The sequence below is a fragment of the Legionella sp. PATHC039 genome, assembly GCF_026191275.1.
Classification (GTDB): Bacteria; Pseudomonadota; Gammaproteobacteria; order Legionellales; family Legionellaceae; genus Legionella; species Legionella pneumophila.
In genome coordinates, this window is sequence record NZ_JAPHOP010000001.1 from 1,379,866 (window position 1) to 1,395,338 (window position 15,473).

Sequence of the window (15,473 nt, forward strand, 5' to 3'; positions counted from 1 at the left end):
CTGCTTTATAATTTTTTAGCATTTGCCCTTGACTGCTTTATAAGCAATGCGCTTATGACTTAAGCCATCGTTTCAATAAGGCAACGGTGACTGAAATCATTGATTTATACTGATATTTGCCTTACCTGACTTAAATAGACTGATCCTACGCCCGCTACATTAAGCTTTAGATCCTCGCCATTTTGCCCAAGACTGACACTATCAACATTGGCTGACGTCATAGTTTTCAATGCCACTTCTTGTCCGCCATAGGTACCAGTAACCTTTATTGTATATCTTCCTGATGCTAAACGTTGATTACTTTGGTCAGTACCATCCCAGCTAAATTGGAAAAACCCAGGCTCTGGTTGCCCCAAGGGAATAGTTTTTATCAACTCGCCAGATTCCGTGTAGATTGCAGCGCGAAGATTAGAAACACCAGGTGCCATATCAATGGCGGCCTTTACATCTCCTTCTGTACCCAGACTCAGGGTATTGCTGTTTACTAACACCTTGCGGCCAACCAAAGCGGATGCTTGAAGCGCTTGATTAGATTGTAGAGATGAAGCTAATTGTTGCAGTGATTCTTGCATTTTTGTGATTCCATCATTGGTGCTAAACTGAGCCAGTTGAGATAAAAACTCCCCATTTGCCTGTGGTTGCAGAGGATCTTGATTTTGAACTTGTGCCACCATCAAACGCAAAAAATCCTGTTGTCCTAAGTTTTGTCTTTTATCTGAATCAATTTGATTCAAACCTAAACCACCTGTTGAATTGGAACCATTTACTGAATTGGTAGTCATTCCCTTCCCCTTATTCGCCTAATTGCAGCGTCCTTTGCATAAGTTGTTTGGTTGTATTTAGTAATTCAATATTCATTTGATAAGAACGTGAAGCTGAAATGATATTTGCCATTTCTTCAACGTAATTGATATTTGACGTATAGACAAACCCGTCTTTATCAGCTATTGGACTATTTGGATCGTACCTTCTGTGCGGTTCTGCATCACTCTCATAAATACCATCCAGTTTCACGCCAGCCTTAATTTGCTCCCCCATCCATTGATTTGCATTCTCCTGAACTGACTTGAAAACAGGATATTTGGCTTGATAGACCTCATCTGGACTACCTGCTTCAACATTCGCATTACTCATATTGCCAGCACTGGTAGTCAAACGAACTGTTTCTGCAGTCATTGCAGAAGCCGCAATGTCAAAAATCGCATTTAATGACATGATTATTCCCCTTTCAATGCGGCCAGCATGGATTTGATTTTGCCGTTTAAGAAACTCAAGCTGGCCTGATAATTCAATGCATTTCGAGCAAACTCAGTAGTTTCCATATCTTTATCAACGGTATTACCATCTAAAGAAGCATGATGTATCATTCGGTATTTCAAATGAGTCATAAAATCGGCATTGGTATTAATATGCTGATCCGAAGTTACCCTTAACTGCTGGCTGTTACCGTTCATAGTTGCTGTCAGTACTTCATTAAAATCAACATCCCGGGCTTTAAAATTCGGTGTATTAACATTGGCTATGTTATTAGCAAGAACTGATGCCCTCTGATCTCTTGCGATCAACGCCTTGGCATGAATCCCAAAATAAGAATCAAGATTAATGGCCATATTTACTCCTGTCTTATTGTTATTTAAGTCTTAACCATAATTTGACATTATGCCAATTTTCCAAAGCACTATATGGCTTCATACTTGTCTCTAAACCTCACTGAAACATAAAAATGATAAAAAAACCTATTTAAACAAAGCAAACATTGTGCCAATATCCAAAAAATGAGAAAATGAAGGCTCCAAGCGCTAATTCCCTGTGCGGAGTCTCATCATGCCAATCTCGAAGACACTTCCTTATAATGCGATAGAGCAAATTAAATCTTATCTGCTCCAACTCCAAAATACAATTTGTGTCTCACTGGAATCAATTGATGGCAAAACCAGATTCCATGAGGATTCCTGGCAGCGAGCTGCTGGAGGTGGAGGAAAAACAAGAATAATGGCGAATGGGAATGTCTTTGAAAAAGCCGGCGTCAATTTCTCACATGTTTCAGGGGAACAATTACCAACATCAGCCAGTGCACATAGAGAAGAATTGGCAGGAAGACATTTCAGCGCATTAGGGGTATCTCTGGTCATTCATCCTCAAAACCCCTATGTGCCAACAACACATGCCAATGTTCGATTTTTTGTCGCAGAAAAGGAGGATTCGGAACCAGTCTGGTGGTTTGGTGGAGGATTTGATTTAACTCCTTATTATGGATTTATTGAAGACTGTGAGCATTGGCATCAAACGGCCTTAAATGCCTGTTTACCTTTTGGAGAAACGATTTACCCAAAATTCAAGCGTTGGTGCGATGATTATTTTTTTATTAAGCACAGAAATGAAGCACGTGGGATTGGCGGCTTATTTTTTGATGATTACAATGAAATCAGCTTTGATCACAGCTTTGATCTCATGCGTAGCATAGGTGATCATTTTATTCTTGCCTATGAACCCATAGTGGCTCGCCGTAAAGATATCCCTTTTGGTAATAGAGAAAAAGCGTTTCAGAATTACCGAAGAGGCCGTTATGCAGAGTTCAATTTAGTCTATGATCGCGGCACTTTATTTGGCCTGCAATCCGGCGGAAGGACTGAGTCCATATTGATGTCCCTGCCTCCCATTGTTCATTGGGAATACAATTGGCATCCTGAAAAAGGGACTGATGAAGAAAAACTATACACAGATTTTTTACCTGCAAAAGATTGGTTGAAAAAGGAGTAAAACACCAAGCTCAAAAATAAATGATGCCCTTCTCCCTTACCTGAAAATTTCGAGGAGCCAGTATACATGCAGTAAATGAGCACCGTGAAACGTTTACAAGGCGCAATAAAATGAAAGAGACAGGTTATGCAAAAGATCTGTTGTTAAGCTATCTCCTCTGAGCTTCTTCTTAAGGTTCTTAACCCAAGAAACAAGAACACCGCGGCAACCAAATTTAAAAGACAAAGTATTAAAAAAACCTGAGGAATTGAAAAGCTAAAAAACAATAACAGCATGACTAACAAAGTTCCCATCACCATAAACAAGGCATTGAAAATATTGTTCGCCGCAATCGTTCTGGCCCTGTTTTCAACTGGACTTATAATTTGCAAGTAAGTATACAAGGGAACTACAAATAGTCCTGCACAAAATGCTAACATAAATAAATCAAAAGCAATTCGCCAATGAGTAAATGAAGTAAAAAAATTAAATAAGTTAAATAAGGGGGTCTTTAAATCATGACCCGCAGGAGATGACCAATACAAATCAAAAGCAAAAAAAGTAAAAGCGAGCATGGCCATTGGAACAGCAGAAAGATTAACTTGTCCTTTCAATAACCAATTTATAGTAATTGATCCTAGAGCAATGCCTATTGAAAATAAAGCAAGAAATAGAGCAAAAACATGAGCGCTAGCCCCCAAAACATAATGGGTATAATCAGGTAATTTGGTAAGCATGACAGCGCCAATTAACCAAAACCAAGAAATAGTTAATATGGATATAAGAATTCCATATTCTTTTTTCGCCTCCTTTAGCATCTTCACTGTGGCCCGCCATAAATTAAAATCCACTTTTAATTCATGAAGTGCTGATGGTGCAGGAGGTATAAACAGGCTGGAGATCAAACCAGAAAAAGCGGCACTTAAGGTCATAATAATCGCGATATAAGGGGTAGCCTCCTTCCCTCCAACGGTTAACGTACCCAATGTAGTGCCTAATAAAATAGCAATAAAAGTGCTGGCTTCAATTAGGCCTGTCGCTGCTAATAAATTTTTCTTAGGCAAATGGTCTGGTAAAATCGCATATTTGATAGGTCCAAAGAAAGAAGAATGTACCCCCATCCCAGTCAAAGTACACATCATCAAGAAAACGCTACCAATGTATAATGCAATACCTCCAATAATCATTAATAACACTTCAAACACCTTAACCAGACGAGTCAACAAAGCCTTGTCGTATTTATCTGCCAATTGTCCGGAAGTAGCGGAAAAGATAAAGAAAGGCAGAATGAATAAAGCGCCTGCAATAGCCTGATAATATTCCGACTGTTCTTGTGTATGGCTTAAATGATAGCTAATCATAGTCAACATTGCTAGCTTATAAGCATTGTCGTTAAAAGCACCAAAAAATTGGGTCAGGAAAAGGGGCAAAAATTTTCTTTGTCTGAGAAGACCGATAAAATCTGTTATCATTAAAGTTCCATTTGCGCTTTAAAACTAAAGTTAACAAGGATATTGCTGTATTGATCGAAAGTAAATGACAAAAGCCTGAGAAAAATTCAGAAAATATTATCCACACAAAGATCAATTGTATTCATTCAATAAAATATAAATAGAAACTGACTTGGCACGAAAATACTCAGTACCCTTTATCCCAGTCGCTCGTACATCAATATTACCGAAGAGTCTTGCTATCTAATCTAATTAGGAAAATTCATTTGTCTGGTCTATATTTATGTATAGAGGTTTTTTTTATTCATTTCGCTCTAATTAATGCATTCCAAGGAACAAGCATGGCCAAGAACTCAGCTAATGATTACTCTGCTCTATTAGATATAATCAGATCACATACACCAGTTAGATATAATGAACTGAATATACCGCTTACTATTACGCAAAAACATGCGGAAGCTGTATTACACGTAGTTCATGACGTTGGCGGCCAACCAGATGGCCCTCTCGATAAATCAACACATAAGCCTACCCTATGGGAAAAGAATACTCATTGCACAGCGGAATGCTTGGCTTGGCGCGGTCATTGGGTTGCAGAAGAGCGGCGAAGACGAGAAAACGATTTGGGTGAAACCATTTATTTTGGCACACCTTACTATGCGAGATGGTTACTCGCAATGGCTAAAATGTTGCTTGATAAAGGATACATCACTCCTGATGAGTTAATGAACAAAATGGCGGAAGTTAGAAAGCGAGAGGAGATATAGATGGATAAATACAAAATAGGCGATCGTGTAACGGTCAATAATTTGCCTTCTTTATTTCATACTAGAACCCAAGGCTACACACGAGGACATACAGGGGAGATTGTTCTTTTACGACCAGAATGGGTTATTCCGGAAGATGAAGCATGGGGGCGATATGAAGGACGTCGTGAGCGATTCTACCTGGTTCGTTTTAAGTTAAACGAATTATGGGAGGATTATGGCGGTAGCCCAATTGATACATTAGAGACAGAATTCTCAGAGCGCTGGCTTGAACCAGCAAAAGAGAAAGAGAAAAAGGAGAAAAAGTAATGAAGGAGGATCATTTACACGAACCTATAGAGGAACACGATGAAGCGATAGAATTTACTATTCTTGAAACTGCTATTCGTGAACTCGCAATTGAAAAAGGTTTATTTTCACGGGAAGATCACCGTCGCTTTACTGAATGGTATGATAACCTTGGATATTATTCTGGTTCACGAGTTGTCGCCCGTGCATGGGTAGATCCTGAATTCAAGAAGCGTTTGCTCGCTGATGGGGTAGCAGCTTGTAAAGAACTGGGAATCGACTGGTTAAAACCAACAGGCGAAGGTACTCCTAGTGATTATACCCATTTAATTGTTTGTGAAAACACACCCAAACTTCATAACACTATGGTATGCACTTTATGCTCTTGCTACCCAAGACCTTTATTAGGCATAGCTCCAGCCTGGTATGAAAGACCTAATTATAGACGTCGTTTAGTGAGATGGCCACGTCAAGTATTAGCTGAATTTGGAACTATTATTCCTCCTGATGTGGAAGTGAGAGTTCACGACTCTAATCAACGCACACGGTTTATGATTTTACCTATGCGACCAGAGGGTACAGAGGATTGGAGTGAAGAAAAACTTGCAACGATTGTAACCAGAGATACAATGATAGGTGTCGCCATTCCAAGAATTGACTGGACAGTTGATTCAATACCTGGCACTTAAAGGGAGAAAGTTTATGTTTAAAGTATCGTTGCGTACAGTTTTTGTTGCAGTAATAACTATCTTAATGCCCTTAATGCCTTCTATCGTATTTGCCCATCATGCCGAATTTATGAGCAACAATCCCTTTTGGCAAGGTTTCAGTATGCCAATACACGGGATAGATCATATGATGTTCTCCTTGGCAGTAGGACTCATCGCCGCAAAAATAGGAGGCCGCGCCTTATGGAGCGTTCCCTTGGTTTTTGCTGTAGCTATGGTGTTAGGTGGTATATTAAACGTTTCTGGTATCGCAATCCCACTCCTACAATATGGTATTTTAGCTTCTCTTATAATTTGTGCAGCCTTATTATCATGGCGTCCTGGAGTATCTTTATTGTTGACAGTAGGGCTTATTGGCTTTTTTGCTATTTTCCAAGGCAATGCGATGACTGACGAATATAATTTAGCCAGTATGCCATTTTTTATATCGGGCTGTTTAATTTCTTCATTAATTCTATTAAGCATTGGAGTCAGCCTCGGCTTACTTATTTCACATTTAAATAAGTCTATATTTCGCTATTTGGGTATCATGATGCTGGCTGCTGCTGTCGTGATAGGTGTTTTTCCAGAGTTTGATACGTCTATCATTCATTTATTAAATGCTTAATATTAACTATGCAACAAGTTTCACTAGGGCTTGTTGCATCGCCTTAGCAGCGATATTATCAATAAAATAAAGATTGAAACATTTAATTAAATGTTATTCCTGCAGAGGCGACAGGATTGTAATTAATTTTGGTAAACGTTCACGCCCCTTGCAAAGGGGCGTCTAAATTTTTCTGAGTTGCAACCCATTGGTGAAGGGCTTCGATGATAAATGCCAACACATCCTTTTTTTGTTGTATACAAGTAGTAACAACAGAAAAGATACGTTCAATAAAACGACTGCCTCGCTCAGATTGAGTTCCAAAAGTAAGTTTTTTAGAAATAACCAGAGGTCTGAGTTGACGCTCAGCGTGGTTATTTGTTGGAGGAACATTAGGTAGTTCAAAGAAGCTCCATAAGCTAGCAACAGACTCCCAAATATTAGTGCATGTTCTAGCAGTTGCTTTATGCGAACACCGAGCTCCTTCTCGTAAATGACGAAGTAATTTTGCTTTAAAATAACGAAACCTTTTTCTAGGTTTTTTAAACGAGAGCATGTTTGGGTCATACTCTGTTTTCCAGAACTTAAAAAGACGCTCATAAGCTTTAAGAAGCCTTTTTCCTATTTTTCCTGGCACTCCAGGGCGTTCGGATATTTTTTGAAAATCCCTTTTCAAATGAGCCCAACACACTTGACGATTCCTATCCGGCAAAAAATCATAAGCAGAATAACGATCTGTTACATAAATGTGGTTTCGAAAATCACCAATGAGTTCTTTAGCAATTTTCCTTCCTCGAGAACGCTCTAATTTGAAATAAGTCGCTTCCTGTGTGCTCATAATCCATGCCCAACCATTTTGGTAGCATTCTTTATGGCCTGTTTCATCTAAATGAATCACTGTTGCGTTTTGAACTTGGGCTTTAATTTCTTCATGAGCTTGCTCGAGTGATTGACTCACCGTGTGCTCAACATTCGATACACTTCCTAAGCAAATGGGCATTTGATAAACATCAGCAAACCAAGCATGAACCAAACGCTTACTCAGCCGGTATTTACTGGTCAATAAACTCACCATCGCTTGAGCTCTGGGACCAAATCCCTTACGACTCACGCCTTCAGGCAAATTGCCTTGATAGCGGCGTCGGCATGTTCTACAGCATCCAGTTTGAAGCTGGTATTCAATCACTTCATAACGGGGGGTAGGTAGTTCAAAAACTTGATGTCGTTCAAACTGACCTAAAACATCTAACTCTTTACCACAATCACAATGCCTTTGGGGTGGACAAATAATCACTGAATTGACTTTCTCTATAGGTACTAATATGCGTTGATGTCCTTTATGGCCGGGTTGACCCCCTCGGGAACGACCACTCTTGGCTTTACTGTGTTTTTTCTTCTTCAGGTCTCGTGAGGGGGGCAATGAGGAATTCTTTGAATTGGTATTCAACTGCTCTTTAAGACAAGCATTTTCTTCCTTGAGTAACCTGTTTTCTTCTTTTAGCTCAATGAGTATTTTTGCTAAATGGCCTATTGTTTCTAATGCTTCTTCTAGGTTCTTAGGCGTTAAATTGATTTGCGATAAATCAGTCATAAAATCAGTATCTTATCTTTTGACTCTTTATAGCAATTTTTGAGGGTAATAAAAACCCCTTGTCTTAAAAAATATCACTCTTTTATATAGTTACATGACAAGGAGCGTGAACGTTTACTAATTTTGTTCTGTTCCCCATTTGGAGTTTGAGAAATTGGTATTGCAACTCCTAACTGAAAAAATAATTTTTTAGTCGAGAACCATAAGGAAGGTATAATATTCACAAGGTTTCCCCCTGAATTTGGGTCAATTTCTCCTATGAAGTTATCTTTTTCAGTATAGATCCCATTCACTTCAATTAAACCAAAAAAAATATATTTCCCAGACTCACTTTTAATATTTCGACCCAGACCCATTTGATATAAATATTGGTTTCCTAATTTCATGCCATCATGTTTTGTTATCACGTTTAACCCAGAAGAAACAAGTCCAAACCAATCTACTGACATTCGATTATAAGTGCTTCCTAAAAAATAGCTGACAGAACCAAAGCCGGTATATGGGTTTTTATGAACTGAACCTGTTGGCGCTGTGAACCCTCCGTCAAATGTTATTTGTTCAGCATACCTAAAATTTGAATTTTCATAAAAAGCATATTCTCCTTGAAAGTAGGCATCTCCCAGACCATGAGAATGGGATATTTCATTAACATAGCTTGCAGCGACCGGCATTGCGACCAAAAGAGACGCTTTATTGGATAAGCCATAAACTACGGAAGAGGAAATGGTCAAGTAGTTTTCGTTTTTCATTTGTAAATAGTTTGGTGAAACAAAAAATTGTACCTGATTTTTATCAATCAGAGTTTGACCAAATGAAAGAAAAGGGCCTGGTTGTTGAGAGGTAGGAAGAGCAAAATTACCTATACTTGGAGGTTGATTTTGTGACTTTGTGGAAGAGGTTTCTCCAATTGCAATTTTTGGCAATGCGCTGATAATTAAAAGTAAACATAGATTTCTTATTTTATATAGAAAAATTTCCATAATATTCTTTTACTTATTTGTGAATAATTGTTTGTGCCACTCTAAACTTCCAGCGATTTAATCACTCGAATAAGGAATTCAAAACATTTATTACCTTTTTATCAGAGCAAAACTTAATCATAAGATCAAATATAAAATCTTCTGATAATTCAGTAAAGAATAGTTGCACATGCTGTAAGTGAATTTTAGTCTTTTTCTTAAATGAATTGACTCTTTAACTTGAGTAACTATGGAGAATACCTGGATAAACTAATCAATTCTTACTTATTATTTGAAAAATAAAATCAATACGATCTTTAATGGAGCATTTTGGCATTTCTATTAATGCATACCCACAATCAAAATATCCTTCTTTTACAGCATAATAAGTTTTCAATGCTTCGTGAAAATCCTGTTGACGTTCATCGTCATTTTCATAAATTTCAGGCCAGGGAGGGAAAATAAAGACTGTTTTATTATAACGAAATCGTCTAACACTCTCATTCACTTTCTTACTCGCCTCACCACAAAATGCTTTAGAGTAACCATACAAATCCGGGATTCCCCGATCAAAAAATACAATTTTTTCCTCTGACTGCATCTTGCAATAATCTGCAATCGATTGTTCAAGCATCAAGTCCCGAAACGCTTCTCTATTTCCAGTATGTATCGCATCACCACCATCAGCCTGTTGTTTTTGAATAATAGAACGTGCAACTTCAGAAACTGTTAAATAGCCCCAGGTATTTAACTCATTCAATACGGCAGTTTTGCCAGAGCCAGGTCCACCCGTAAATATAAAAAAATTAGTGCATAGCATTAAATCCGCTACCATAACCTGTCATACCTTTAAAAATTGCTCATAAATTAAATTACAAAGCTTTTAGTGTACTCATATCAATTCTCTTAAGCTTTTATCCAGCTTATCTGTTTCGCAATAATAAAAATGGGTATCCAAAGGGCACAGCTCAAATTCTTTAGGTAAAGAATTCTTATTAACAAGAAGAAATCCATTCTTTTCATAAAAACGTCTTGCTGCGTTTAACTGAGCTACTGTCCCCAAAAACAGCTTTTTAAATCCATGTTTCATGGCGTTTCTAACTAAAGTCAGCATTAATTTTTGAGCTAATCCTAACCCTCGATACTTCGGCGCAATAAAAAATTTTTTTACTTCCCCTTCAGTATGATTTAACTTCTTTAAACCGATAGAACCGATAATCCCCCCTTGTTCGTCAACCGCATACCAAAAATTACAACTGCTATAATAACAATACTCCTCTTCGGCCTTTAAAATTGATGCATTGATTTCAGGAGTAATCGAAAGATGAAACTCATTCACTTGAATATTTTCAATCATATTAACAATTTGTTTACGCAACGCTCTGGAAGTTGACAAGCGTAAAATTCTAATCCGATCACGAATTAAACGACTTTGTTCTAAAGCTTGAGCATACTTTCCAATTGCAGTAATTACTTGTTCCTTCTCTTCGTCAGTTAAATAATGAAATGCTCTTTTTATTTTAGTATTAGAATATTCATCAATATAATTTACCTTTTCCTTACCCTTATCAGTGACTCTTAAAAAGCGCTCCCGCTTATCCAGCCCTTCGTTTGCCGTAACCAATTCATCATTAATCAAAGAATTCACTATCCGCGACAGGGTAGGTAATGAAACTAACAACAATTGACTCAATTTGGAAATAGTAATATTGGGTTCTTTATTTATTTCAATTAAAGTATGCCAATAAGAAGGCTGCTCCTTTGCAGCTAACTTATTTAATTGCAACATACCTAATTCTCGTACCAATTTTCTTGAATATTGTCTGAGCAAATCAATTGGATCATCAATCATCTCGCCACTCTCACTATAAAAATTATATTAATAATTGCATATATTATAAATTAACATTAAAATAATTCCATATTTTATGTATTTTTATTAAATATACATGGTTTGAATATGGGGATAGGAAACCACCCTTTCCCCCCCTGTGGTGGGTACATTTAGGGAGTTAAAATAAGATAAACAATGTCTTATTAACTAAATGTAAAATTAAAAAAGAGCGCTTAAAAATTAGCTATGATATTGGCTGAAAAAACTTAGTAAAAAACTTGGAGTCTCTATGGAACAATGGCATCAATTTACTCTACTATTCCCTTTAATTATTTTAGTTTTTATTTCGTTAATTAGTCCTGGGCCAGATTTTGCTATCACAGTCAAAAACAGCCTGGCTTATTCCAGAAGGAGTGGTTTATTAACCGCCTTAGGAATAGCTTTAGGCAGTTTGGTTCATATCAGTTACACTCTTCTTGGATTAGGCCTGTTTATTACCAAAACTCCTGTAATACTGCATATCATCCAATATCTAGGGGCTGGATACCTCTTTTATATTGGCCTTAAAAATCTTGGTGCCAAGCCAAATGCAGACCAAATAGGAAGTTATACAACGTACAACGATTTAAAACCAAGTGAAGCTTTTTTCAATGGGTTTATAACGAATTTATTGAACCCCAAAGCCATGCTCTTTTTTATCAGTTTGTTTTCAGTACTTATGCCCAGAGAAATTTCAATCTCCAATAAATTATTCCTAGCAATTATCCTTTTTCTGCAAACATTGTTATGGTTTTCTTTTGTTGCATTCAGTCTTTCTGGAAAAAATACGCGTACGAAATTTCAAAGAGTTAGCTATTGGATTGAACGTATTACAGGTATCATTTTAATTGCATTGGCATTAAAGTTACTATTAAGCCAATTAGGGTCTGTTGATATTTCGCCCGCTTGAGTCGAAAAGCCTTGATTTTCGAGCACCGTAGCGAAGCACAGAAAATCAAGGCTTTTCGGCCAAGATAGTAGAAATGTCAACAGACCTTAGTCTAATGGCCGGATAAAACATATACAAAATCCATCAAACTTTTATTAAAGGATTTTGTATACGATATAAAACATGATTTGCTAACCTGTGATCAGAGGCTAATTTGGGATGTAAAAAGTCTCCTGCAATATCTCTGATCATCCCAAGTCTATCCATAACACCTCTTGAGCGGGAATTATCAGGCACAGTAAAAGAAACTATCTCGGGAATATGCATCTCCAGAAAAGCATATTCAAGAGCTACTTTTGCCCCTTCTGTAGCATAGCCTTGCCCCCAAAACTCAGTTGCCAAACGCCATCCTATCTCTACGCAAGGAGTGAAGTGAGCATTCCAAGTTGGAGCATTTAATCCTATAAAACCAATAAACTGCTTACAGTCCTTTACTTCAGCCGCCCACAAAGTAAAGTTTTTTTGAGATAATTGTTCATTCATTCTGATAATGAAATCTTTGACCATATCCATAGACCACAACCCGGGGAAATACTTCATGACCCGAGGATCCTGACTCATTCTATAGAAGGGGATAGTATCTTCTTCATCCCACGCTCTTAGCAAAAGCCTTGGGGTTGTTAAATATTTCATGGCAAATATATTCTTCCTTCCAAATAAAGATGGCAATTTCCATAGAGCAATACTCTGTTTTCCTTCACTTCACAATAAAGATCACCTTGTCTGAGGCCTCCTTGTAAAGCAGTTATATGGTTCTTCCTTAACTGTTCACACCAATAAGGAGCAATAACACAATGAGCAGATCCTGTTACCGGGTCTTCTGGCACATTACATCCAGGATAAAAACAACGAGAATAAACATCAGTTGATATTCCTGGAGCAGTTAATATTAACCCCCTATAGTCAAGATGAGCCACAGCATTCAAATCAGGCTTTGCCTCAACTACTTCTTCTGCATTTTGATACACAAACATCAAATCAAATTGGCTTCGCAATGCTTTAAATGGCCTTTTTAAATTCAAATGCTGCAGTTCGGCACTGAAATTAATTTCTTCATAGGGCAGAACTGGGAAATCCATAACCAAGCCTTGATCTGTGTTTTTAACCCATAGCTTACCACTCAAACTATTAAATATAATTTCTTCCCCTGAAAAGCCCAATTGATTAAAAAGTACATAAGAGCTGGCAAGAGTGGCATGGCCGCACAATGCCACTTCTTCATTGGGGGTAAACCACCGGATCCTGTATCCATCGGTTTCGGGAGCAAAAAAGGCTGTTTCAGATAAATTGTTTTCAGCTGCAATGGCTTGCATAGTCTCATCACTTAACCATTTATCCAAAGGACAAACAGCGGCAGGATTACCTTTGAATAAATTTGAGGCAAATGCATCCACTTGGTAGATTGGTAAGCTTTTCATAAATGTCTCCTAAAACAACTTGCGAATAATAACATAGCCTGTTATTATATAGCAAGCTATTTAATAATGAGAAATTGATGTATCTTTCCTCTCTGCTAAAAAAAACAAATCGTTTGTTAATCAAGCGAGCCAATGAATTAATTAAACCCTATGCTATGAGTCATGCCTACACTTATATATTAATGGAACTGTATATTGAAAATGGTTTGACACAATCTGAATTAGTTCAATTGATTGAAGTAGAGCAGCCTACCCTTGTAAGAACTTTGGATCGAATGGAAAGAGACGGGTTTATTACTCGAAAACCAAGCTCAATGGATAGAAGAGTCGTGCATATTTTTCTTACAGAAAAAGCCCGACTTTTGCAAGAAAAAATAGATGAATGCTCCAGAATACTTAACGACGAGATTCTGGCTGGTTTTTCAGAAGATGAAAAAACAAAATTACAAGAGCTAACTCATCGCGTTCTTGATAATTTAAGAAATCCCACTGAATAATTTATAATGATATTTCTCATCGCTTCATTCTATAGCGTCACCAATGTTGGCTTTACTAACTTTTCAAAATCACCAAAAGAGAGCTGCATCAATTCGGAGTGAGAACCCGCATTGAATAAGATATTATCCTGTGCACTCAGTTTAGTCGACACCAATACTGGTAAACCATACAAATTACCGAATGGGGGCATAGCTCCAACATCACATTCCGCAAATTTCCCTTCAAACTCTGATTCAGTAGCAAGTTCAAGATCAGAAGCACCAATAGCTTCTTTAAGTTTCATAAATGTAATATGGTCACTTGCAGGCAATACTACCATAGCTAAACGTCCATCCATTTTTATAATAACTGTCTTTGCCAGTTGTTTTCCTGAAACATGAGCAGAAGCAGCGATTTCTTGTGCCGTGTACGTCGGTGAATGAGCTATAGACAAATATTTTATCTTATGGCTGTCCAAAAATTGTTTAAGCTTTTTAACTGGCATGACAAACTCCTTTTCGATACTAATTCATTCTTTCAGAAAATGCCCTCTCTCAAGTGCCCTTATTTAAAATTTTGAATCATTTGTTTGGAAGCAGTCATTTCGCCTAAACAATTACTCAACAGTAAACTGCAAATTACCAATAGGCCTCTGATACCCCTGTTAATTCATAATATGGCGTTTACCTTCAACGTAAACCGTACTTGCAGCAGCCTCCTGTGTGTTTTTAACTGTTTCAACAAATCGTACTCGGTCACCAACCTCTAATTTATTGATGTCATAATCAACGACACTTTGGCCTGTAAATCGTATCAGACGCCCATCAATTGTTTCTATGTAGCCATAATCAGCAATGGGGCATACTTCAAGAACTCTCCCACCACGAATAGAATCCTCATGACGCTTGACATGGCCTCGCCGTTGATTTGCATAATTTTTAAGCTGGCGCTCTATCGCATTAAAAGCGTCTCTTAGAGAAACATATACATCTTCATGCGCATGCTTGTTTGATGATTCACGGCTCACAACCAACTCAGCATCAGGAACTGTCAGATCAATACGTACATGATAAAGCTTTCCTTTGTTATGATGGCGATGAGGAGACTCAATGACTACTCGACAACCCATTATTTTGTCATAAAGACAATCAAGCTTTTTAGCAAGTTTTATAGCCCTGCTTTCAACAGCTTTAGATGGATCCATATTTCGGAATGTCACCTGAATAGGAAGTAACATTTTTAACCTCCCTTATGTTTTGATTATGAATAATTTCAGATCTTATTTACTAATCTATAGACAAAAAAAATGTTGCTTTCAATAGAAAAATGATAAGCACTTGAATTAACAATAAAAATAAAATTATTAAAACCAGACTAAAAAAATGGTATAAAAAATGAATTGAGTTGACACACAAATACTTCATATCTGAAACTTAATGAGCATATAACAACAGGACACTGATACTCTTTTTTGGGCGGGATTGCATACGTGGATAAGCCTAAGAGTTCGACACTGCACTCCGAAGCAAGATCGCCTCAGACCATTCTCTTTAACTTACACTCGTCCTCAAGTCAGCCACCTTCTCCATTCATTTTAGATTTGGAACAGCTGTACTTTTTGACTCGGCAGTAGACTATAAAATTACC

At 37.5% G+C, this 15,473-nt stretch carries 19 protein-coding genes; 7 read left to right on the forward strand and 12 right to left on the reverse strand.

The features are described 5' to 3' along the window. Positions 1-104: 104 nt before the first annotated feature. Genes flgD through flgB form a run of 3 tightly spaced genes read right to left on the reverse strand, consistent with a single transcriptional unit; the run spans position 105 to position 1,610 of the window. Entirely contained in the window at positions 105-782 is a 678-nt protein-coding gene (gene flgD, locus OQI99_RS06225; protein ID WP_014843732.1) for a flagellar hook assembly protein FlgD, read from the reverse strand. A gap of 10 nt (positions 783-792) precedes the next feature. After that, positions 793-1,215, reverse strand: coding sequence for a flagellar basal body rod protein FlgC (flgC, locus tag OQI99_RS06230; RefSeq protein WP_010946949.1), 423 nt, complete (start codon positions 1,213-1,215; stop codon positions 793-795). A 2-nt stretch (positions 1,216-1,217) separates the two neighbouring features. Beyond that, complete coding sequence (gene flgB, locus OQI99_RS06235; protein WP_061513426.1) at positions 1,218-1,610, reverse strand: flagellar basal body rod protein FlgB; 393 nt, start codon at positions 1,608-1,610, stop codon at positions 1,218-1,220. 214 nt (positions 1,611-1,824) lie between these two features. On the opposite strand from flgB, the gene hemF reads away from it, so the two are divergent. Continuing rightward, complete coding sequence (hemF, locus tag OQI99_RS06240) at positions 1,825-2,760, forward strand: oxygen-dependent coproporphyrinogen oxidase (RefSeq protein WP_061513425.1); 936 nt, start codon at positions 1,825-1,827, stop codon at positions 2,758-2,760. Positions 2,761-2,903: 143 nt separating this feature from the next. Here hemF and OQI99_RS06245 read toward each other — a convergent pair whose 3' ends face one another. After that, a complete protein-coding gene (locus tag OQI99_RS06245) occupies positions 2,904-4,211 on the reverse strand; it encodes an MFS transporter (protein ID WP_061513424.1) in 1,308 nt (435 codons plus the stop codon). A gap of 320 nt (positions 4,212-4,531) precedes the next feature. On the opposite strand from OQI99_RS06245, the gene OQI99_RS16240 reads away from it, so the two are divergent. The 4 genes from OQI99_RS16240 to OQI99_RS06260 are packed head-to-tail and all read left to right on the forward strand — an operon-like array spanning position 4,532 to position 6,580. Continuing rightward, complete coding sequence (locus OQI99_RS16240; protein WP_011213571.1) at positions 4,532-4,957, forward strand: SH3-like domain-containing protein; 426 nt, start codon at positions 4,532-4,534, stop codon at positions 4,955-4,957. After that, the gene (locus OQI99_RS16245) at positions 4,958-5,266 is read left to right on the forward strand and encodes an SH3-like domain-containing protein (RefSeq protein ID WP_061513423.1); all 309 of its coding nucleotides are present in this window, start codon (positions 4,958-4,960) and stop codon (positions 5,264-5,266) included. It abuts the gene before it with no gap. Then, entirely contained in the window at positions 5,266-5,934 is a 669-nt protein-coding gene (gene scnC / locus OQI99_RS06255; protein WP_028378300.1) for a thiocyanate hydrolase subunit gamma, read from the forward strand. The genes OQI99_RS16245 and scnC overlap by 1 nt, the downstream gene beginning before the upstream one ends. A gap of 13 nt (positions 5,935-5,947) precedes the next feature. Next, positions 5,948-6,580 carry a HupE/UreJ family protein gene (locus tag OQI99_RS06260; protein WP_061513422.1) on the forward strand — a complete coding sequence of 211 codons (633 nt, stop codon included), beginning with the start codon at positions 5,948-5,950 and terminating at the stop codon, positions 6,578-6,580. 139 nt (positions 6,581-6,719) lie between these two features. Here the strand turns inward: OQI99_RS06260 and tnpC are convergent, their stop codons facing one another. From tnpC to OQI99_RS06280, 4 genes are all read right to left on the reverse strand, one after another. Continuing rightward, a complete protein-coding gene (gene tnpC / locus OQI99_RS06265) occupies positions 6,720-8,150 on the reverse strand; it encodes an IS66 family transposase (protein WP_265731112.1) in 1,431 nt (476 codons plus the stop codon). Between the two features lie 74 nt (positions 8,151-8,224). Further along, positions 8,225-9,130: a hypothetical protein gene (locus OQI99_RS06270; RefSeq protein ID WP_061513605.1), complete on the reverse strand. Its 906-nt coding sequence runs from the start codon at positions 9,128-9,130 to the stop codon at positions 8,225-8,227. 253 nt (positions 9,131-9,383) lie between these two features. Continuing rightward, positions 9,384-9,944, reverse strand: a complete 561-nt coding sequence (locus OQI99_RS06275; RefSeq protein WP_061513604.1) for an AAA family ATPase — start codon at positions 9,942-9,944, stop codon at positions 9,384-9,386. Positions 9,945-10,001: 57 nt separating this feature from the next. Continuing rightward, the gene (locus tag OQI99_RS06280; protein WP_061513603.1) at positions 10,002-10,961 is read right to left on the reverse strand and encodes a bifunctional helix-turn-helix transcriptional regulator/GNAT family N-acetyltransferase; all 960 of its coding nucleotides are present in this window, start codon (positions 10,959-10,961) and stop codon (positions 10,002-10,004) included. Positions 10,962-11,232: 271 nt separating this feature from the next. Here OQI99_RS06280 and OQI99_RS06285 point away from each other — a divergent pair, with 271 nt between their 5' ends. Further along, the gene (locus OQI99_RS06285) at positions 11,233-11,892 is read left to right on the forward strand and encodes a LysE family translocator (RefSeq protein ID WP_061513602.1); all 660 of its coding nucleotides are present in this window, start codon (positions 11,233-11,235) and stop codon (positions 11,890-11,892) included. A 123-nt stretch (positions 11,893-12,015) separates the two neighbouring features. On the opposite strand, the gene OQI99_RS06290 is transcribed toward OQI99_RS06285, so the two are convergent. Together OQI99_RS06290 and OQI99_RS06295 are read right to left on the reverse strand one after the other, a co-directional pair. Continuing rightward, entirely contained in the window at positions 12,016-12,564 is a 549-nt protein-coding gene (locus OQI99_RS06290) for a GNAT family N-acetyltransferase (RefSeq protein WP_061513601.1), read from the reverse strand. After that, the gene (locus OQI99_RS06295; RefSeq protein ID WP_061476966.1) at positions 12,561-13,349 is read right to left on the reverse strand and encodes a PhzF family phenazine biosynthesis protein; all 789 of its coding nucleotides are present in this window, start codon (positions 13,347-13,349) and stop codon (positions 12,561-12,563) included. Before OQI99_RS06295 ends, OQI99_RS06290 begins: the two co-directional genes overlap by 4 nt. Before the next feature lie 77 nt (positions 13,350-13,426). On the opposite strand from OQI99_RS06295, the gene OQI99_RS06300 reads away from it, so the two are divergent. Continuing rightward, positions 13,427-13,846: a MarR family winged helix-turn-helix transcriptional regulator gene (locus OQI99_RS06300; RefSeq protein ID WP_061513600.1), complete on the forward strand. Its 420-nt coding sequence runs from the start codon at positions 13,427-13,429 to the stop codon at positions 13,844-13,846. Positions 13,847-13,875: 29 nt separating this feature from the next. On the opposite strand, the gene OQI99_RS06305 is transcribed toward OQI99_RS06300, so the two are convergent. Together OQI99_RS06305 and OQI99_RS06310 are read right to left on the reverse strand one after the other, a co-directional pair. Beyond that, positions 13,876-14,331, reverse strand: coding sequence for an aminoacyl-tRNA deacylase (locus OQI99_RS06305; RefSeq protein WP_061513599.1), 456 nt, complete (start codon positions 14,329-14,331; stop codon positions 13,876-13,878). 159 nt (positions 14,332-14,490) lie between these two features. Beyond that, positions 14,491-15,063 (reverse strand): HPF/RaiA family ribosome-associated protein, encoded by a 573-nt coding sequence (locus OQI99_RS06310; protein WP_010946938.1) that lies wholly within the window; start codon positions 15,061-15,063, stop codon positions 14,491-14,493. Between the last annotated feature and the right edge of the window lie 410 nt (positions 15,064-15,473).